Genomic DNA, 22,106 nt, shown 5'->3' on the forward strand with positions numbered 1-22,106 from the left:
AACCCGGATGCTGCCCGACTACCCGACAGTGGGAAGGGTAGATACTTGAATACGACGAAAACCCCCGAGCGAGAATGCGGTGGTGCCCGGTGAGCTCAACCGCTACCAAGAAAAAATACGAAATCGATCTGGACAGTCACTGCCCGCCCGCGGCCTCGCCCGGGCTCCGACACCTCATCGATACCGCGCAGGAAACCATTCAGACCTCGGTCGATCTGCTCGGGTCGGGGCAGGCCACAGAAGTGCCGGACCTCGTGAAGCTCCTGAACGACAAGAAGCTGGCCACGGTCCGCGATGGCAAGGCCCAGATGGTCGACAACTATTCGACCAAGATGTCCGACCTCGATGACATAAAGTCCACGATCCACAAGCAGGACACCGGCGTGAAGTCCTCCGCCAGCAAGACCGGCACTATAGCGGCGGACACCTGGTCGCAAATCGAGAAGACGATCGATCAGCTCACCGGCACACTGGATTCGGCTCACGACTGGCAACCGGCCAAGGATGCCACGTACCTTTCCGCCAGCAGGGAAGCGCCGCTGACGAAAGCCGTCCTGTCCGCCGTCGTCTCCGTTCACGACGAGGTCCAGATCGCCATCGATGGGGTCCAGTCGCAGGCCGACGACGTCGGCAGTTCCCAGGCTCCGTACGTTCCTTCTCCCTACACCGGCGGGAACTCCGGATCCAGCAGCTATGTGCCGGTCGACGGATCGGGCGGCTACGACAGCAAATACACGCAATCGGTGACCAGTTCGGGGGGCAGTACCAAGCGCGAGTATCTCGATAGATCCCAACTGGAGCAATACATCGGCAAGGCATTGGATGCCCTCGGTATCACCGATCCCGCGGCGCGAGAGAGGTGGACCGAAGGCTACCTGACCCTGATCCAGCGCGAATCCGGTGGCAATGTCGGGGCCATCAACCTGTCCGATTCGAATGCCGTCGCCGGACATCCTTCCCAGGGCCTGACACAGACGATTCCCAGTACGTTCGGGGCGTACCACGTCGCCGGAACGTCGAGTTCCATCACCGACCCGACCGCCAATATCGCCTCCAGCATGAATTACGTCATGCACCGGTATCACGTGTCCCGGGACGGCGCCAATCTCACCAGCAATGTCCAGCAGGCGGATGCCAGTCGGTCGCCGATGGGTTACTGATCGCGCCCGGTGCCGATGTCACGGCGTCCGAGGGGATATTCGCGTTCGAGCACCGGTGCTCCACGGTCGTGATGAATCGTGATGCGCAGCAAGCCCGGGGCGGTGGCCCTGTCGACGTATACCTCCCATCGGGCGTAGGTATGCGGGGATCGAGGGGTCCGAGTGAGCAGCAGTGCGGCGTTCACGCTGATTCGGGACATGTCGTCGTATCCGTCCAGCATCGATGTCAGCACCCGGCGCAGGGGCTGGCCGAACGTGCCGAGATCGGCGTTCGGGGCGGGCATAATCGTCAGCAGTCGCTCGCCGTCCGGGGTGTCGTCGCTGGTGAGTGTCAGATACGTGGCATCTCCCCGTTCGCCTGAAAGGGTGATCTGCGTGTGGCTGATTCCGTCCCTGCTGCCCTGGTGCAGCCGCGGGACTCCGCCCAGCAATTCGACCAGAGCCGGTGCCACGGTGCCGATCGTGCCGTGGACCGGGACCGGGCTGTCGGTGACATCGTCGGCCCGGTTCGCGGCCGGATCGTAGTCCCCGGCCCGCTCGACGTCGCCCGACGTGCCGAAACCGCGTGCCAGCCAGGGAATTGCGACCTCCGGTCCCGATGCCAGCAGGCGTAGTTCCTGCCAGGTCAGGGCATTCGGATCGGCGGCGATCCGGGCGAGGATCTCGTCGTACGCTTCGCTCGCTCGTCGGGCGATTTCGCGCTGTTCCCCGGGTGTGAGCGGGCGATTGCGCTGATCCTCCAACGTGTCGGCGGCCTTCGGTGGCACGGCCCACTCGCCGGTCGCGGTGCGGTGGTTGTGGTAGTAGATCTCGCCGTCGGTGCCGAGCACGCGTACCGCATCGATCCGCACCATCGGGTCCTGCGATTCGAGTTCGGCAACGGTGGCCGCCGACCCCGGGACGGCATCGTCATGAGCCTGCTCCGGGGTGAGCACCCGCCGGTTTCCGGAGAGGCGGCCTTCCACATAGCGCATGACGGTTCGGTGTTTGGAGACATGCGGTTGTACCGCAATGACATCCAGTTCCACGGTGTAGGAGGCATCGGTGAATCGCGAGAGAGTCCCGCCGACCCCTCGGGTGTTGGTCAATGTCTGTTCGAGCAGGACGTTGCATCGCAGGGCGATCGCATAATCGATCGCCATCTGCTGCCACCGCCACGCGGCATCCATGAGCAGGCCGGTGGCTGTGTCGTCGAGGGCCATCAACTGTTCGTAGAGCGGATGGAAGCGCAGGAAGGTGTCGATCGTGCCGATATAGACCACGCCGCCGCGCTGCGCGAAGGCCCGAATGATCAACGGCAGCACGGTCGACTTGCCCGCACCGGGTTGACCGCCGAGCACTCGCACCACGGGATCCGGCAACTCGACCCGAAACTCTTGTCCGTCAAGGACTCTGACGTTGTCTTCACCCGGGACCTCGTGCCCGAAAACAGCACCGATCACCTTCTCGCGGAAGGTGTCGTCCACTTCGGCGTCGGACAGTTCGTACCGCTCGGGTGCCAAGACATCGGTATCCGGCTGGTTCGACTGCGGTTCGCCGTTCGCGCCGGGAGCGTCGGACCTTGGCTGAACTAGTTGCGCGACAGCTGATTCCGGCCCTATCGTCGTCTGCTCGCCGGGAGGTGCGGCACTTCCGGGCCGGCCGTGCTGGGCGCTGTCTCCGCGCGTGTGGTCGGCGGGTCGGCCGGCATGGATATTGGGGAATCGCCGTTCACGCGGGTGTGCGTCGGGGATTTCGTCCGCGCGTGGTTGTTGTCGGGCGTCGAAGACCTGGGCGAGAATGGCGACGATCTTGCGTGGATCGCGGTGGAGTCCGTCGATGTGCGTGCCATCGGCGTTTTTCAGATGGCGTGCATGTGCGCCGACGGCTTTGCCGTCGAGTCTGCGGGTGTCGTCAGGGTGGAAGACCTCGACGACGTCCTTGCTGGCGAAGACGTCGACGACGACGGCGTGGGCACCTTTGCCGAGGCGTTCGAGCAGGTCGATGATGGGTTGGTGGGGGTCTGTGCCGGCGTCGGGGTCGACGGTGATCTCGAGGAGTTCGCGATTTCCGCCGAGGTGGTGTTCGACCCCGTGTACGAGGATTTCGCCGTTCTGCTCATCGTTGACGTCGTCGAGTGGGACTCCGGCGAATCCGACTGTCGAAGGCGGGTTTACCCCGCGCAGTCCCGCGGCTTGTGCGTCGTGGAGCGCATTCGGAACACAGTGGTTGTCCAGCGCGGGTGGGCGAGGCTGGGTGGTCGTGCGGGCGGCGGCTGGTGCCTCGCTCGAGACTTCTTGTGGGGGGACTTGTTTGGTCCCGTTGTCCGATCGATCGGCGGATCGCCAGGGTGTCGACCGTTTCGACGCGATTGCACCAGCCCGGGGTGCAGGCACGCCTGTCGATGGTGTCAGGAGCTCGGCACTCGGCGGAGGGAGCGTCTCCCGCACCGACACCGGCGCGTTGAAGGGTGTGTACCAAGGGATTCCGGCGTCAGCCAGTACTTCCTGCAGATATTCGTCGGGTGGATTTCGATGGAAGACGAGCCCGACGAGGTCGCGGACCGTCACACCGCCGAAGATATGGCCCTCGATCTCGATTGGTTCGTCGGACGAGAGCCCGACGTAGTCCCGGTTGATGCCCTCGAGACCGAAATAGCCGAGCTCTTTGTGCCTGCTCGGGGTCGCGCCGAATGATTCGGGCTGCGGATCGGTGATCAGGCTCGGGATGGTCTGTGTGCCCCACGGGCTGCCGACACACGCCGTTGTGCGCGGGGCGAGCGCCGGATTGACGATGCCATCCACGTCGCCGTATTCCCTGGCGACATCGTCGTCGAATCGCCAGGGTCTCCCGCTGTTACGAATACGGGCGTAGACCGGCCGAAGCTGCGCTGGAAAGTCGGGTCCGATTCCGAACAACTCCTGCTCGAGCTGGTCCCGGCTTTCCAGAAGGTACAGACCTCTCCGGCTGACAGTCTCGAAAGGGGTCTTGAATCTGCCGTCCGCGAATATTTTGTGTAGCACAAGTGATCTGGTGCGAATCACGATGTCGCCGCTGAAAGCTGGGCGGAGCTCCGCGGACAGCATCGGACGCAGCTGGCCGACCCCGATGCCCAGCTCTGTCGCCAATGCCGCCGTCCGGCGCTCGTTGGCGACATATCGCCTGGTGTAAGCGCGCTCCGCGGCATTCGGGATGAGTTGCACGGCCGCGGCTTTCAGGTGTTCCGCTCGCGGGTCACCCGCTTCCTGCGCGTCGAGTAACGAGGTGAGCAGCTCCACCGCGGCCTCATCTGGTCGACGGAATGCCGGTGCTGTGCCCACGGCCGGAGGCGTCGTGTGCGAAGCTTGCTGCGGGGCACCGGGAGCCGCTGCGCCCCAAGGTGTTCCGTTGTTGTTGTGAAAGCCCAAGTGCGGGTTTCCGGCCAGACCGTGGCCGACGCCGAACCTGGGTGCGCGCTCACGTCGCTTGTCGCATAGGCCGAGATCGACCGCCGGGTCGGCAGCATTGTCGAAGGACACCACTGGTCCAGGGGGCGGTCCGCTGGCGCCTCCGGGGGGTGTGGTTCGATTTCGAGCGTTCTTCTCGGCGACTCGGCTCGCGGCGTCGGGTGATCCGGCATCGAGCCCGCGCGGTGTGTTCCGGATCAGCACACCGGTGATGTTGTCGTGCCCTCCCTTGGCGAGAGCTTGCCCTTCGAGGGCTTTCACAGTGGTGAGCAGACTCCCCGATTTCTCCCAGGAACGACGTACGATGTCGGCGAGCGCCTCGGCCTCGAAGGTGTCGTTCCACATTCCGTCGGTGCACAGCAGCAGGAAATCGCCGGGCTCCAAGGGGATCGTTTTCGCGTGCGACTCACCGCCGGACGGGATGCTCAGCGATCGTGAGATCATGTGCGCTCGCGGGTCCCGCATGGCTTCTGCTTCCGACATGCCCAGTCGTTGCATCAGTATCGTCAGCATCGAGTCGTCCTCGGTGACCCGCTCCGAACCGCCGACGCGAGGCGAGAGCCGGTACCCTCGACTGTCGCCTTCCCAATCCAGCGCCGCCTGGTCCGGCTCGACCACTGCTGAGATGATTGTGCAGTCCGGTAATTCCTCCTCGGGCAGGTCGGCGTACTCGGGCAATGTGGCCAGAGCCCGAACCGCGGTCTTGGCGGCGGCTGTGCCGCGCTGGGCGATCTCCACCGGGTCGAATCGTCCGGCAGCGCGTGCCGCGGTCAGGGCTGCCACCATTTCGTCGACGGCCGCGTCCGCGGCCTTCCGCGCGGCAATATGGGCATTGGCCGAGGACGACCGGCCGTCGCATACGACGGCCACCTGCACCGGTGTACCAGCGACGTCCACCTCCGCCACCGCGAATCTGTCCTCGTTGGTTGCGTGCCGCAAGCCGATATCGCTCACCGCGGCAAGCGAGCCCCGCTCTTCCTCGACGTGCTCGGCCGGCCCGGCCTGGCTGTCGTGAGCCGGTGCCGGGCTCTCTTGTGCTGGTGCAGAGGATGTTTCGGGTGGTGCCACGCGTGGGTCGGGTGGTGCCGCAGGTGATTGCGGAGGTTGTGGTGCTGTCGGCGCTTGCTGCTCGAGCGATGTCACTTGCGTTTGCGGCGGTGCCCCGTGCGCCGCGGACTGTCCAGGGCGGGCCCGGATCTGCTGCGCGACAACCAATGCCGCTGCCAGGTCGTGGAAATCACGCCCGCCAGCCCGGAAGGTAGTGACGACCGCCGCCGCAGTTCGGTCCATCTCACCTGCCGCAGCGGCATTGTGCACCAACCATGCTGCCGTTGTTGTGAAGTTGTCTTTCAGTAGCTCCAGACGTTTCTGGGACACCTTCCCATCGGGCACCTGCACAAACGACAGGAAGTCTTCCAATAGTCCGACGACGCGGTTCAACTTCCAGTAGTGCTCGGTGGTGGCGCGTACGTCGGCATCGTTGGTCAGGTCCACTTCGTCCACGTCGATCGCGGCGCGGACCATTTCCTGGGTAGCTCGTTCCCACACCTGATACAACTGGCTGTGATCGACCCCCGCGAGCAGGCCGGTGTCGCGGGCCGGCACCTTTGCGCCGGTGGGAAGAGCTTCGAGCTCCTCCGCAATTGCTTCGAGAGTCTCGTTGGCATCCCGAAGAGAAGTCTCTGCCCGCTGCCCCAGCGCAAAATCCACCCCGTGCACGAAATCCATCAATATGCCGAGCTGTTCCGCGGTGCCTGGCGCACGCGTGCCCTGTTGTACGGCCAGCAGCTCATCCAGCAGGGCCAGGGGTTGTTCCAGCTCGTGAAGCGCCACTACCGCGTGCGTGGGATCGGCCGCCGCGTGCGCTAGTTGCGTAGCGACCGCGTTCCGCACCGCCTGGAGATTGTCGAGGTCGACATCCGGTGGTGGGGGAGCGGTGGCCGGGTTCTGTTGTGGTGCGGGATCGTTGGCGGCTCGAGGCTTGGGTGCGTCCCAGGGGATGCCACCCTGATTGTGGAAGGCGACGCCTCCCTGGGGAATTCCTGCGAATCCGGTGTCAGCTCCGAATCGTCGGTGGTTCTTGGGCTGCGGAAGGCCCATTGCCGCGTGCTGGTCGAAATGGTGGAACTGCGCTACCGGGCCGGGGGGAGGTTCGTTGTACCTCAGCGCACCGTCACCTGGACGCCTCGGTCGGTCGGTCCGGGGAAGGTAGCCCATGCGCAGGGCGACGGCCATCAGATGTGGCCGGTTTCTGGCTCCGAGCCGGTCGCGGATCGAAGCCTGGCGTACATCCACGGTGTGCCGGGACACGTGAAGGTGTGCCGCGATCTCCTCGTTCGTATCGCCGTTCGCGATTCGCCTGAGCATATCCGAGTCGTCGGGGGCCAGTTCAGGACGGCCGGTGCCGGAAGGCGCTTGGGCGGGTCCGGGTTCGGTAAGAGGCAGAAGGCCGGCTCGCATGGTCACGACCACCAGCTGTGCGCGGCTGCGGACGCCGAGCTTCTCAGCGAGCTTGCCCACGTTTTTGTCCACCACACGCGAGGACACGCCGAGGTCCGCCGCGATTTCCTTGCTCGTCTCGCCGTTTGCGAGCCGGGTGAGCAGGTCGATGTCGTCCGGGGGCGGCTGGGGGATGTCGGTGTCGGGAGCCTGCAATGGGGCGGCAGGCAAGGGAATGCCTCTGTGCCGTCGCGCCGCGGCCAGGACCTGTGACCGGTTGTGGGCTCCGAGCGTTTGGCGGATACGACTCCAGTGGTCGCGAACCTCCTCATCGGACAGATCGAGTGCCGCCGCGATCTCGCCGTGCGTCTCACCGTTCCCGACGCGAGTGACGATGTCGATTTCGCGGACGGTGAGTGCGTGCTCCGCGATGTACTCGGCCTCGGTAGCCATCTCCGACCGGGACCGGAGATCGAGCTTTTTGCGGATTTGGGTCAGATACCATCGCACGGTCGTCGGCGTCACATCGAGAACTTCCGCGATCTCCTGATTCGACTTGTTCGCGCGTACGAGCTCGAGCACCTCTAATTCCCGGTTCGCCAGGCCGAACTGACTCGCCGGCTTCGAATCGAGGTCCGGAGTGGCGTGTTTGCCGGCTGCCGGTAGTTCGGCCAGGGCGCCTTGGCCGAGCGGTGACGCCTGCACCAACTGGATGAACTTGCCGAGGGCACCGCGCTGCAGCGGACCGAGTGCGCCGCCGGGTTGCCTCGAGGTCACCACTTCGGTAATGACCTGGCGCTCGGTGGGGTTCATGTTGAACCATGCCTGAACGGCATGCTGTGCGGCGTCGAGTAGCCACGCTTCGATGTCGGCATCCTCGGGTACCGGCCACTGTCGAGATTCCGCTATCCGAAATATGACGCCGTTGATGTACTGCGCAACCGGTCTCAGCCGGCCGACCTCGCGGCCGATCAGGACTTTGGAGGCAGGCGCCAGGAAGGTGAGCACGTGTCGAAGCGTTCCGGGGCCGTACTGCTCACGCAGTTCTCGGAATGCCGCCTCGTCACCTTGGTGGGCTCGCTGTATCGGTGTGGGCGCAGCGGGTTCCTCCAGGGCTGTGGTGTCCAGGCTGATACCCCACCTTCCTACGGCCTGCAACATGTCTACGAAATTACTGGCGTCGAGTTTTCCCACGATCCACCGCATGCTGTTCGCGAGGTCGCGGGTTGATATTTCGAGCGTCGACTCAATTTCCGGGTTGGACACGCCCTCCGCGATCAATGCGACAATCTTGATTTCGAGATTCGTCAGCTCGGGTCGCGGGTCCGCCATGGGCGGCGGTGGTGTGAGCGGGATATCTCCCCTGCGCAGAGCCACCGCTACCTTCGCCTCTCGGCGAAGTACGCCGTACTTCTTCGTGATGTGAGTAATATGCTCGTCCACGGATTTCGGGGAAATTCCCAGGAGTATCGCGATTCGCTCGTTCGTCTTGCCCTCGGCAATCAGAGTGAGCACTTGGGTTTCGCGTCCGGTCAGATCGGGGCGAGACTGGTCGGCGGGCGTCTCGGGTGTGGCGGGGAGGGTGCCCGCTCGCTGAGTGACGGCAATCGCTGCCGCTAGATTGGGCACGCCGAGTTCGTCTTCGATCTCGGCCTGGCGGGCTAGGACCTCATCGGTCGATATGCTCAGCGACTGGGCCATCTGCGCGGTCGTTCGATCGTTCGCCACCAACGCGAGCAACTTGATTTGGGGCTCGGTCAGTGTGCCGGGAGGTGGTTGTGCGCCCGGATTCGCCTCGTCCTCCAACTGTGGCCGGTTCATCGGGCCGGCCACATGATGTGCCAGGTCGACGATGCCTCTGATCGCTCTCGGCGCCAGAGCGCCGATGCCGTCGCCGCGAGAGATGGCATTAGTGGCCTCGGCGATTCTCCAACGCACTGGGCGGTCCAGTCGGTCGACATCGCGCCAGAATTGTTCGATATCCATGTCGGCGATCCGGTTGTATCCCGGATCAGATTCGGAAAGACCTTGCGTGCGCAATACCTCCAGCATGCCTTCACGTATCGGCCGGAACCATTGCTTCTCTGTGGCCTGCTCGGCGATCTCACCCAGCCATTCAGCGATATCCATCCGGTCGGGCGACTGCCAATGACGTTGGCCGGCAACGACAAATACGTCGTCGTTGATCGCACGCGCCAATCCCATCTGTATCGGGAGTTGCGGTCCGCGTCGGCCGCCGGAAACCCTCATCATGGCCAATACATGTTGAAAGGTCAGGCTGCGCAGTGCCTCCAGTACGTCCGGGTCAGGCTCTCGGCCCGGCTGAACCGCCGCGAATTTTTCGGCATGTCCGGGTGCCTCGGTTGTAGCGCTGTCCTCGGGTGCGTCGTTGTCGGCGGGGCGGCCGACGTGGAATCGGGAGGAGACGGGGCCGCGGGGGACCGCGCCGGGGAGTTCGGTCGGCAGGTTGTCGTGGTCGAAGGCGAGGACGAATGCCCGGACCACTCGTCGCGGGTCGCCGTGCGGGACATTGTTGCCAGTGGCGTCGATCAGGAATCCGTGTCCGCCGACTTTCTGTTGATTGCCGTCGGGCAGGGTTACCGTGGCCTGGTCCTCGGGGGCGAATTCGACGACCACTGCCACCTGTCGTGCGTGTGGTTGTGCGTCGGGGCCCTCGGGTTGCAGGCGTTGGCGGACCCAGTCGACGACTTCGTCGACGGAGTGTTCGGCGTCCGGGTCGAGCGGGATTTCCTGGAATGCGCTGGGTGCGCCGTTTTCCAGGTGTGGCATCCGGTCTTCGAGGCCGTCGTTGCCGACCAGTGGCATGCCTGCCAAGCCGATCTCGGCAGGGGCCGGTTCGCGTACGGGTACGCCGGCGGCATGCAGGTCCTGGAGCATTACCACCGCGCAGTTGTTTCGGCCGGTGTCTGGCACGTCGGCTGCCGAGCTGCTAGCGGGCCGGTGACTGGAAACACCGTTCGGCTGTGGGGTGACGGTCTCGGTGGGGGGAGTGTCGGAATAGGGAGTGTCGGAATCGGTGACGGTGGCAGGTGCGGTCTTGCCCCTTGGTGCGCTGTTCTCGACCGGTGGGTGAAGCGAACCAGGGTTGGCGGCCCATTGATTGTTCGGATTGTCCGGGTGGTGATGGAATGCCACTGCGCCGTCGGGTATCCCGGCGAAGCCGACGCCGCCCATCCGATTGCGAGCACCTCGGATGCGTCGCGGACCGAGCCCCGTATCCGGAAAGGGCTCGTAGAACGATGTAGTCGGGCCGGGTGGTGGCTGTTCGGGTGCGGATCCGCCCTTCGGTGGGAAAATTCTCTTGCGACGTGGCTTTCCGGGCGGGTTTTCCTCGGTAGCGAGGGGGTCGGCTTCGGTTGCGTTCGAACGCCGGTCTGTTTCAGCTTGGATTTCGTGATCGAACCGCGCCTGCCACTCTGTGTCGGATTCTCCGTTGGGAGGTCTGTATTCCCTGGCGGCCTGCAGATCGGTGAGCCACAACTGTAGGTCGTGTAGATATTTCTCCAGAAGCTCCGGCCGTTTTCGGTCGCTCCCCTCGGTAGCCGTCTCTTCCTGCTCTGTTGTCTGCTGGTCGAAATCTGCGACGGTGACCGCGTTCATCTGTGCACGCAGATAGATTCTGACAACTTTGTCCAACCTGTCGACGGAGGCGAGCATTTCTTGATTCGATTCGCATGACGCTCTCAAATTATCGACCGCCGCGCGCCATTTCAATGAGTCCGGTGCATCGTGAAGTTCGGAAAGTTCGAATGTGCTTGCCAGGTCGTCGCGAATCTGTTTCAGTGCCGATACGGTGGCTGCTGGATCCAGAATCGATGGGTCCGGGTATTCCTGTGCGTTGCTGTATATCTCATCCAGTTTATCGAGTATGCCACGGAACGAAGATAGCTGATTCAAACGTGCGTACAGCGGCTCGGAGTCCAATATTCTGAACCATGCCGCCTCGATCTTTGATTTGGGGTAGTAGCTTCCGCGAGTGAAATGCATCGCGAAACCGTTATGCAGCCACGGGTCGCGCTCCGGATCGATGTGCTCATTACCGGTCGGTCTTATTCGGAAACCGTGCTGCAGCCGCCAGCGGGCGCCTTCTGTACGATCCGGTGTTCCGAGCAGGCTGTCGCCGAATCTCAGGTCCTGGGCTCCGGGTGTGTGGAAGAAGCGCGGCCACGCATCCGAGCCTTCATGTCCGGGCACCTCATCGGCATCGTATCCCGGAATGTACTCCGCGTAATAGAAGTCGTCGACACGCACGATTGCAGGTGGCTTGGCTCCGGCGTCTTCGAGTGTTCTCGCCGCCAACTGGGCTCGAATGGCCTCGTCCGTGCTCGGAGTCGCCTTCAGGACCGCTTTGTATTTGTTATTAAAGGTAATCAGCGTTACCTGGGATGATATCGTCGGGTCGCCGGAATCTCTCTCGAGTATTTCTTCGTCGGCCTCACCTGATCTAATTGCTTCGATCAGCTTCTCTCGAAAAGGTCGCTCGTCCGTCAGGTCGTTCATCCAGTAAATGAATTCGTCATTCTCGTACTTCGATACTTCGGAGTGCGACCTGGCATCGGGCGCTATGTCGTCGTCGATATCCGGTACCAGCTCGACGGTGTAGTCCGCATCTGGTCCAACGTGAACCCGAATATAGTTCACCGGCAATCTGAGCACGTCGACCAGATGGCGGATATCCACGTCGCGGGTGGATAACAGATATCTCGGATCCTGTAGCGGCGATGCCACAATGACGAATTGATCGTCCACTATTCCGACGCCTTCGGAGATCTGTTCGGCTCCGGCAGCGGCAAGTATCTGCCGGGAGAGTAATATGCCGAGTGCGAAGCGGACGTTGTCGACGTGTCCGCGGGCAGTTTCTATATGTGCGTAGAGTATGTCGAACTTGTCGACCAGCTGCTGCATCGCCTGTTCGTCCGATAATACCCGAGATGCCACACGGTTCACGACGGGTTGCCGAAGCACGGCGTCGAGGCGAGTTTGTTGGGTCGCCTTCAGGTCATCGATCGCCTGTTGTATTTCTTCGACGTTCTTCCCATATAGATGGCTCAGATCCACGCCGAGTGTCTTCGCTGGGCGCAACGCCTCGATCACAATTTCGTCTGCCTCGGACCGGGCGGACTCGAGGGCTCGTCGCATCGCCGGTGGCAGTTCTCTGGGGGTGTTTTCGTCCGCGGGTGTGCTGTTGTCTGCGGAGTGGCCGACGTGGAATTCGTCCGACACCGGGCCGCGTTCGCATGCGCCTGGGAGTTCGGTTGGCTGGTTGTCGTGGTCGAAGGCGAGGACGAATGCTCGGACGACTCGTCGTGGGTCGCGGTGGGGGAGGTTGTCGTCGGTTGGGTTGTCGGCGTGGATCAGGAATCCGTGTCCGCCGACTTTCTGTTGATTGCCGTCGGGGAGGGTTACTGTGGCTTGGTCTTCGGGGGCGAATTCGACGACCACTGCCACTTTGTGTGCGTGTGGTTGTGCGCCGGGATCGTCGGGTTGCAGGTGTTGGCCGACCCAGTCGATGATTTCGTCGACGGAGTGGATGGTGTCCGGGTCGAGTGGGATTTCCTGGAATTCGTTGGGTGTGCCGTCTGCTTTGTGGGGCATCCGGTCTTCGAGGCCGTCGTTGCCGACCAGTGGCATGCCTGCCAAGCCGATCTCGGCAGGGGCCGGTTCGCGTACGGGTACGCCGGCGGCATGCAGGTCCTGGAGCATTACCACCGCGCAGTTGTTCTGGCCGGTGTCTGCTACGTCGGTTGTTGCGCTGGCGGCTGTTCGGGGTGCGGAACCGCCTACCGGGAGTGGGGGCGTGTCTTGGGTGCCGGGTGTCGGGTTCTGCGTGGTGACCGGTGCGCGGGGCTTGGTGGCGTCTGGCGTGGTGTCCGAAACACCTTGTGCTGGTGGACTCTTGGATCCATCGGACCCGGCTTCGGGGTGCTGTCCGCGTCTGCCGACGGCGCCTGTCCGGGCTCCGGCGGGACCCGCCAGCCTGGGATCCGACGATGTGCCGTCGGCCGGTGGCGCATCAGTACCTCGGGCCGCCACCGAGGAGCGGTATACGGGCTGCCACGGCGTGCTCGGACGGCCGAGTTGCGTGGCGTAGCGGCCCAGGGCCGAGTACAACGCTCCCGGGGAGGTATACCCGGAGTCGTCGATCGTGTGGAAGCCGACCAGCCGCAGGCCGTGCAGCACCTCGAACAGCGAGTGGTGCTCCGGCGAGATGAATCCGATGATCATGCCGGCGATGTCGCTGATCGGCACCGCCGGTGGCGTCCCCGCGGGGAGATTGAGCATGAGCAGGGCGGGGCTGCCGAACCGGGAGGCAGCACCGGAGATCCCCGCGGTGAGCGGAAATCTGTTCCCGACCGTCTCCAGGAACCAGGGATCTTCGGGGCCGAGATGCTGCAATACCGCTCCCGGACGCAAGGGTAGTTCCACCACATAGTGGTCGGGGTCGTCGAGTTGCAGCGCTGTGTCGACGTCGATCACGCCTTCGTCGTAAAACGCCAATACACCGTTGACGACCGCCTCGCCGTCGACGCGGACTTTGTGGTCGTGGTCGTTGGGGTCGTACTCGTAGAGCGGCAAGGCGTATCGCAGGGTCGGGTCCTCGGCGCGCAATTGGGCCTCGAGCGCGGCCACGTCGACGCGCCCTTTCTCGTCGCGTGGCAGCGTCCTGTTCGGGTCCGTTTCCAGTCGCTCCTTGCGGAGCTTGCGCAGTTCGCCGAGGGCCTCCAGTTCCCGTCGTGACAACGGCTTGAACAGCGCGAATTCGTGCAGGTGCAAAGCCCGGCGCCGCATGTGGGCGTCTCGTTCGGGGCTGTTGCTCGGTTCGTAGATGTGGCTGCGGGTGTATTGCGCGAAAGAGGCCTTCGCTGCCTCTTCGGGCGCGACCCAGTGGCTGACCGCTCGAACGTCCTTCGCCGTGATCGGGGTGCCGGGATGTGTGGCCTGAATTGTTTCGAGGATCGATGCCTGCACTCGTTGCAGCATGTCGATATCGAGGTTCAGTCCGCGCGCGACAGGTTCCCAGACTTCATATTCCTGGTTCAGGAGCCGGGCAAGTCCCTCGTTGAGCGTGGTGCCCGCGGCATGCTCGGCGCTCACGTTGCGGTTGGTGGCGTTGAATATCGCTGCCATCAGTTCTCGCAGGTTGCCATCGGCGATCAGCTCATCCAGCGACACCGACGGCAACACCATGCCGCCCTCGATCTCGTTGTTGAAGTAGAAGGCGGCGTCGATCTGCTCCTGAGTGGCGTCGGGATGCAATCCGGGCAACACCACATTCCGCAGCCGGTTCAGCATCCAGACCGCTGCCGCCCGGCTCTCCGGGCGGTCGTAGAACCAACTCGCCAGCGGGAGGTCCATCTGCATGCGCAGTGTCCGCCAGCCGGGCTCGCCCGGCAAATCGTCGGCTGCGGGGATCTTCGGGGCAGTCTCGGCCAGGTTCTGGAGAGCTCGGGCGGACAGGAAGGTCGCGGGTATCGGCGACGCGACTCCTGGAACGGAACCTGTTGGTGTGTGGTCGGTTTCCGCGGCGAGCCGTTCCCGCTCGTGCCGCCGATCGACCACGTTCTTGACGTCTTCAGGTGTCGCTTTCCGGCCGGGCGCCGCGCCAGGGCCGGTTCCGTCACCGCTGGTACCCGCGGTCCACGGCGTGGCCGAAGGCGCCGGACTCTTCCGGGCCGAGTTCTTCGGTGCCGCAGCAGGTGCGGCTTTGCCGGGGCCCCATTGGTTTTCGGGGTTGTTCGGGTCGTGGTGGAAGGCCACTGCACCGTCGGGGAGTCCGGCTCGGCCCGCTCCGCGTGCTCGGGGCTTGCCGAGGCCGAGCTCTGCTCCGGGCGCAACGCCGTCGAAGGACACGGTCGGGTCGGGGGGGAGCGCATTGCGTGCGGGGGCGCCGCCGGGGAGCTTCGGTTGCTTGGTTCGGCGGGCGGTGTTCGCCTTGTGTTCCCGCAGCTCGCCCCGGACGCGTTCGGCATCATCGAGAAGGACGGATTTCCTGCGGAATTCCTCGACCAGCGGGAGTGCCTGCGTCTGATTCGGGTTCAGCGTGTTCTCGCGCCGGAGTTGCAGCAGCGCTCCCAGGAGCCTGTTCACGGCCTCCGCGGTCGCGATATCGACGCGCCCCTTGCTGAGCTCGAGCAACTTCTGCCGCAGTGCGTCCACCTCCTGCCGCAGCGTCGCCAGTTTTTCCGTATCCGCGACCAGCTCTTGGACAGTCGGCAGTGGAGTGCTCGAACCATCGGGCGTCGGCGAGTTGGCTGTTCCCTTCGGCCTTTTCGGTTGCACGCCGGGTTGCGGACTCGTCGGGTTCGGGGGTTCGGACGGCTGCTCGGGAGGACTGCTCGGTGTTTGCGCGGCATGGTCCGGTCCGTCGTCACGGAACTCCGCCCAGACGGTCTTTCCGTCCGGGCGGGCGTCGATCCCCCATGCGCTGGCGAGGTTTTCCATCAGACCGAGGGCGTAGCCGTGCTCCTCCATCAGGTCCTCGGCTGTGGAACCGACGCTTCCCCGCTGCCGGATCGGCAGATTCGGGCTGTGATCGCTGACCTCGACGCGCAGTGTGCCCGCGGTCGTGCGGACTCGCAGTTCCGCATCGCCAGAGGTGTGCCGTTTGGCGTTCTGCAGTAGCTCCGACACCACCAACATCGCGGAGTCGATCAGCTCGCCCGGTACGCCGGCTTCGGAATTCAGCCTGCGCAACCTGCGCCGTGCCGCTCCGGGCGCCCGGTCGAGCTTGTCCCGTGGGAAGTGCTGGCTGCCGGCGGTGTCCGAGCCTTCCAGCGACGGATCCTCGCCTCCCGCGCGTTCGAAGAAGCGGAAACCTACCGTCAATCCGGCGGACCGGGTCAGCGTGAAGCCCCACGGCCACTCCAGATCGTCCAGCAGTTCCACGCCCGGCCAGCCCTGAGTCGTATCCCCCGGGCGGACCGGCAGTTTCCGGGTGGCGCCGGTTACCTCGATCGATACCCACCGGTTGCCTGGCTCCCCGTGGATTTCGGCCGATACCTGATCCGACGCCGGTAGTTGGCGCGCCAACTCCCAGGCGATCGCGACGGCCATGTCCACCTGTTCCGGATTGGGCCAGTCGGCCAGGACGGGGTGGACCGGTTCGACGGCCGCCGCCACGGTCTGCAGTCCGAAGAATCGAGTAGCGGTCTCGACGAAGTGCACGACGGCGGGTGGCGCATCCGGGCGCCTGCCGATGCCGCGCAGCTCGTGCAGCGGGTCGGCACTGACCGGCGGCAGCCACTCCATACTCGGTTCCTGCGGGCCGAGCGCCGTGAGGAGTTCTTCCAGTTGTGTTGCTGTGCGGTTCAATTCGTCGCGGGGCGGCGCGGGCCGTCCGGCCGTCGCGTCCTGGACGGTGATGTCGTGGGTCACCGAGCGACCGATCCATGCCGGAACCAGTGCTATTTCCTCGGCGAGCTCCTCGGGACGAGGTCCACGCTCGGCACGGCCGCGATCTTCCGCCGCCTTCTCGCGAAGCCTGTCCTCCACGAGCTTGATCGCCTGGCGGACGGCGGGCGGGGAACGTCGGATCAGCGATGGCGCCACGCCGATCGCTTTCGCCAGATCCGCGGTGGCACGGTCGATCTCGGTGGCGCTCGGGCTACCGGACGACCGACTCTGCGTCGGCGGGTTCGCAGCGTCCGGGGCCGTCGGTGGCATGGGCGCCGGGTCCGGTGGCGGCGTGGGGGGCTGGGATTTCTTGTGACGCTTACCCGAACCGCCGGCCGACGCCGACGCCCACGGGACCGGGCGGATCGGCACCACCGGCGGCGCGGGCGGCGGGGCCAGTTGGGTGGACGGGAGTCGCTCCGGCCCAGGGATTCCGCTCTCGTCGGGAATGCGACCGAGGTTGGGGTCGTCGGGATTCAGGCGCGGAGCGGCCGGTCGCTGCGGTGCGTCTCGGGCGTCCTTGTCCAGGGGCGGGGTGAAGTGGTCGGGTATGACTTTCTGGTCGGGTTCCCTGGCGGGGAGTGCGGGCAGGTGCGCGGGCGGCGTCGCGTCGTGCTGGGGCGGGTGGGTGTATTCGGCCGGTCGTGTGTTCGTGTCGGTCCCGCCGGGGGCGGCCGCCGGGTCCGGCAACGTCCCCGGCTGTTGAATGCCGGTGACCTCGGCGGGCCGATCCGCCGGAGCCCAGGGGAGTTTCGGCACGATGGGTGTCGTCTCGCGATCGGGTTCCGGCTCCGGAGGACCCGAGACACCGGGTATCACAACGTAATCCGACTGGCCGAACTCGATTTCCCTGGGTGCGTCGTCGGGCATCGGGAGATCCGGAACGCCGTCGAGCGTGGGATTGGCGAGGTGACCGGGCACCCGGGTCACGATCTCGTCGCCCTGCGGGATGGTGAACTCTTCCGGCGGCACATCGGGGATTTCGGTGCCGCCGGGCCGGTCGCTCATGGCGGCGGTCCCGGCCGACATCCCGCCGGTGAGGCCCGGATGGATCGCCTGGGTGCCGCCCACAGCTCCGAATCCCGTCGCGGGCCCTGGCGAATTCTGTTGTGCTGCAGGAACAGCAGCGTTGGGGGAAACGCTGGTCCCGGGTGTGACGGAACCGCCGTGAGCCGGTGCCGTCGGTGTCGCCGCCGCTTGGTGCGGTGTGGCGGTCGGCGCATTCGGCGGTGCGTCGGGGACGCGCGGGGTCGCGGTTTCGCCGGGAGTGTGGGCCGATCCCGTCGCTTCCGGGTGCGTTGTCGGCGAGATCGATTGTGCGGCGGGATCGAGCGCGCCGGGTGCGGCATGTCCGGGCGACGATGTCGTTTCCCCGGCGTGCGGTACCGACAGACTCTCGTGTGGCGCGGTACCCGCTGCCAGCGTGTCGGTGTGCTCGGACACGGCCGGGATCCCGGGGTCCGGGCTCATCGGTGGTCCGGGAGGCTCGCCGTCGAATTGCGTTGTGAGTTCTTGGAATTCGGTGTCGAAGTCCAAGTCGAGAGCGGGCCGCCGGCCGCCGGTCGCCGGACGTTCGAGCACGGCGGCACCGCGCATGTTGTCGCGCGGCATATCGAGTTCGGGTCGAGCTCGGGACCCCGCATTCGAATCCAGTTCCACCTGGGGTACCAGCCGCCCGTCCGGATGAACGTGCTGCTGGACCGGATCCACGCCGGTGTGTCCGGCCTGATCGGGCTCGAACACGATCGCGTAGGTCTTGTCGGCGTCCAGATCGTTCAGCCAGTGCCCGACCGCGTCCTGGACCTCCGTGCTCATTTCGACGACCGGTTGCCCGTTCTTGTCGAGGATCCACTCGACGACCTCGTTGCCGGACACCTTGCGGGCCATGTCGCCGATCCGCTCGTAGATCTCGATCCCGCCCTCGGCATTGCGCGTCACCACGGCGGCGTGCGCACCGGTGCCGTTGCGCTGCACGCCCATCAGCGCCGCCCCGCCCTTGGTTCTGATCTCATCCACGAGGGCCTTCGGAGACTCGACGCCGCCGGGCCGCCAGTCTCCGCGCACTGCCTGTGCGGCCCGGTGCCCACCGACGCCCGCGGTGGCGGCGTCGTCGCCGAGCGCTGTCGGATCGACCTCGAGCCCGGTCAGTTCGTGCATCTTGTTCACCGCGTAGGGGACACAGTGGCTGGGCCCGCCACCGCCGTCGTCCGCGGGCACGAAATGCGCGCCTCCGTCGTCGCCGGGAGGTACCGCCCCCTCTCCCTGCCCGGTGCCGGGCCGGGGTGAACTTTCCTCGTGGTGGGGTGAATGGATCTGTGAGACGCTGTGTTCCGGTTGTCCGGTGGGTTCGCCGGTGGGATCGGAGACGGTCGGACCTTCGTGGCCGCCCTGGCCGCCACCGGCCTGGCCGCCGTCGGCCGCGCCATGGGATTCGGTCGTATGCGGGGAATTCGCGGCGCCGGGATCGGTCCTCACCGCGGAGTCGGCGGCATGTGCGGCCGATGGCTCCACCGGCGCCGGGGGCACTCCCCGTTCCGCGCTCGCCTGCACCGTGACACGTCCTGGCGGATCGGACCGGCCGACCGGGGCGCCATGTGTCGGTGACCCCGCGAGCTCGGTGGTCGCGACCACCCTGCGGACGGACTGCGCGCCGACCGGCGCCGTACCGCCGTCGCCGTGCGGGATCGGAGACCGCTCGCCCCGCCACGGCGGCGCGGCGGTCGGCGACGACGGTCGTGCCGAATCAGGTTGTGTACCGCCATCTTTCGACGGTCCCACAGCGCCACCGTCGCCCGGTTCACCCTTGTTCTGCAAGAATTCGGCGATCTGCTGGTGGAGATCGCCGGGGTCGCCGCCGTTGACGAATTCGGCCAGGGCGTCGGCTTCCGGCCCCTCCGGAAGATCACGGGCGACCTTCTGCACGATCTCGTCGCCCAGGGACATCATCTCGGGGGTGAGACCGTCCGGCCGCGGTACCTGACCGTCACCGACGACTTGCGGATCCCGCGCCGACACCACCGGATCGATCGGCGCCCCCGCCCCGGACTCCGGTCCGGCCCGCGGCGTCGCCGTCGCGGCCGCCCGCCCGGCTCGCATGGATGCTCCTGCGGCACCGACGAATCCGGCGCCGGCGCCCGCCATCGCCATTTCCGCGAGATTCTTGGTCTGGATCGGCTGGCCGGTCAGTATCGCGGCGGTCACTCCGCCTGCCACTCCGCCGGCCGCGCCGCCCGCCGCGCCCACCACCACCGTGCCGAACACATGCCCGGCGACCCGGAGGAATTTCGACGCGGAGTTCGCGCCGATCCGGCTCACCGCCGGAGTCATCGCCCGGCCGACCTCGGCGCCGACCAGACCGCCGAACGCGCCGGCCGCGGTCGCCACACCGGCCGACTTCCAGTCGATCGACGTGCGGTGCCCCTGCACGATCTGCGCGACCTGCGCTCCCACGTTGACCCCACCACCGATCACGGCGCCCAGCCCCACGCCGCGCGCTACCAGGGACAGATGCGGATGCTCGATGCCGAACCGAATTGCCTGCTGCCGCAGCCACTTCAGCAGATCACGGAAACTCAGCTTCATGGCGGTATCGGCGGCGATCCGGTCGGCAACCGTTTTGGCGGCCATGAAACTCGCGATATCCACCGCCAATTGCACCAGCAGAGCCGCTCCCGTGCCGATGATCACGTACTGCGTGAACTCGAGTGAGTTTGCCGCCTCGTACAAGCGCTCGGCGTTGCTGTTGCACTGCGCGATCTGCGCCCTGGTATCGGTGATCTGCCGGTCCAGCTGTTTACGGATCGCCTCGCCGCTGGCTCCCTGGATGGCCGTGGCGGCGTGCCCGGCGCGCACCGCTTCGAGCCGCTGGAGGGTCTCCCCGAGCCGGTGCGACGCCGTCACCCAGGAGTCGGCGTCGCGGCGCATCGCATCCGGGTCTCCCACCGGGAGGTGTCCGAGCACCATATCCACCAGCCAGGACGGAAAGCCCGGCGGAATGTGCACGCTCACGGCGAATTCGCCCGCTCACTCGCACGCTCGACGATCAGCCGGTGCAGCACTCGCGCCGGCGCACCGGCGTGCTCGCCGCGCAGTTCGACCTCGGCGAACGCCGCCACCAGAGCGTCACGCGGGTGAAAACGACCGTCCACGAAGCTGCGGCTGCTCAACTGCGACCGCCAGCGCCGATAGCCGCCGACGACCCCGGCCAGCGTCTCGGTCCCGTGCCAGGGCCCGCTGATGCGCTGATACTCGGCGATCAGCGAGCGCTGTGCCAGCCCCCGCACCTGCGGACCTGCCGAGATCTCCATGATCCGGCCGAAGGCGTGGATCATCGTCGAATACACCGGCCGGGCCTCGAATTCGAGGATGGATTCGCCGGATTGTGTTGTCGTACGGATTTTTTCGGAAAGCCGATCATGATCGGTGATGGTGGCTCTGTCGAGCAGGATCCGCGCCCCGGCCTTCGCCCCGGCGGCTTTCCTGCCCGTCGGTGCGGGCACCACGCGGGATACCGCACCGTCGGTGAGTTCGGTGATCTCGATGCCGGCCAGGACCAGGAACGGATGTCGCTCGAGCATGGCGTCGACGGCTGCCGCGATCTCCTGGACCGTCGTGCCGTCGATATCTCCCGAATCGAACCCGACGAGATTCAGGTCGTGCCGATCCGCCAGGGCCCGTGCCGTCGCGCCGCCGGTGCGCTCCGGACCCACCGAGACCCTGGCCGGCTGTGCCGTTCCGCGTTTCGGTCGCGCGGCCGGTTCCGGCTTCGGCGGTATCCGGCCGGGTGCGCGTCGCCGGGGCGGGAGTACCTGTCCGGGTGCGGGATTGCCCGGAGAATTCGGCGCCCACGGTGTACCCGGCGCATTGCGCTGCGGCGATGCCTTGGCCGACGACCAGGGGCTCTCCGAGGACGAGACCCTCGACGACGATCCGGCGGGGGCGGCGGAGGTGTCCTTCGGGGCTGCGGAAGCCGCGTCAGGGGACGAAACTGCTTGCGGCGCACGGGATGACTGGGGCGCGACGGTCTCGGTGGCGGAGGTCGGCGCCTGCTGCCCGGCAGCCTGCGGCGCGATGCCCGGACCGGAGGGAACGGACGGCGACGTCGTCGGGACATCGGGACCGGTGTTCGGCTGGTACACCGGCGATCCGGGGTCGACGGCAGTATCGCCGGGAGCCGCGATGTCGCCGGAACCTGTTGTGGCGTCGGGGGAGGGCGAGGCGGTGGCGGAGGTCGGGGACGTCGTGTCACCGGACGTCGGCGTCGCCGCGGGCACGGTCGTCGGCTGTTGCTGCCCCACCTGATTCGGCGATGTACCTTGCGGCGCAACATAATCCGACCCGGAACCCTGATTGCGCAATTGCTGGGCGCCGAGTTGGTCCTGGTTCCGGATCGTCTCGGTTGCGTCTCCGATGTTCTTTCCCAGTGCGCGCAGATTGTCGGCCAGGTTCTGAAAGCTGGTCAGCCCGTTCTTCGCCGCGGGTGCATAGCCCTCGGCGAAGACATGGCCGGGTTCGTCGTCACCCCAGCACTCGCCCTCCCGGTCCAGGGCATCGCGCAATTGGTTCAGATCCTGCTGAGTGGCATCGGCGATGGACGACAGTTCGGTCGCGAGCGCGCTCGCCAGATCGGCGTCGATGCGCAACGACTCACCCATACGCGACCCTTCGA

Annotated in this window: 3 protein-coding genes; 1 reads left to right on the forward strand and 2 read right to left on the reverse strand. The window is 65.8% G+C overall.

Features of this window, described 5'->3' with window-relative positions:
* Window positions 1–89: 89 nt before the first annotated feature.
* Window positions 90–1,160, forward strand: a complete 1,071-nt coding sequence (locus ON40_RS49055; protein ID WP_051194629.1) for a transglycosylase SLT domain-containing protein — start codon at window positions 90–92, stop codon at window positions 1,158–1,160.
* Here the strand turns inward: ON40_RS49055 and ON40_RS46845 are convergent.
* Together ON40_RS46845 and ON40_RS46850 are read right to left on the reverse strand one after the other, a co-directional pair.
* Complete coding sequence (locus tag ON40_RS46845) at window positions 1,154–20,446, reverse strand: LuxR C-terminal-related transcriptional regulator (RefSeq protein WP_157186838.1); 19,293 nt, start codon at window positions 20,444–20,446, stop codon at window positions 1,154–1,156. The genes ON40_RS49055 and ON40_RS46845 overlap by 7 nt on opposite strands.
* Window positions 20,443–22,092, reverse strand: coding sequence for a WXG100 family type VII secretion target (locus ON40_RS46850; protein ID WP_040832495.1), 1,650 nt, complete (start codon window positions 22,090–22,092; stop codon window positions 20,443–20,445). The genes ON40_RS46845 and ON40_RS46850 overlap by 4 nt, the downstream gene beginning before the upstream one ends.
* Between the last annotated feature and the right edge of the window lie 14 nt (window positions 22,093–22,106).

The organism is Nocardia jiangxiensis NBRC 101359, assembly GCF_000308615.1.
Lineage (GTDB): Bacteria > Actinomycetota > Actinomycetes > Mycobacteriales > Mycobacteriaceae > Nocardia > Nocardia jiangxiensis.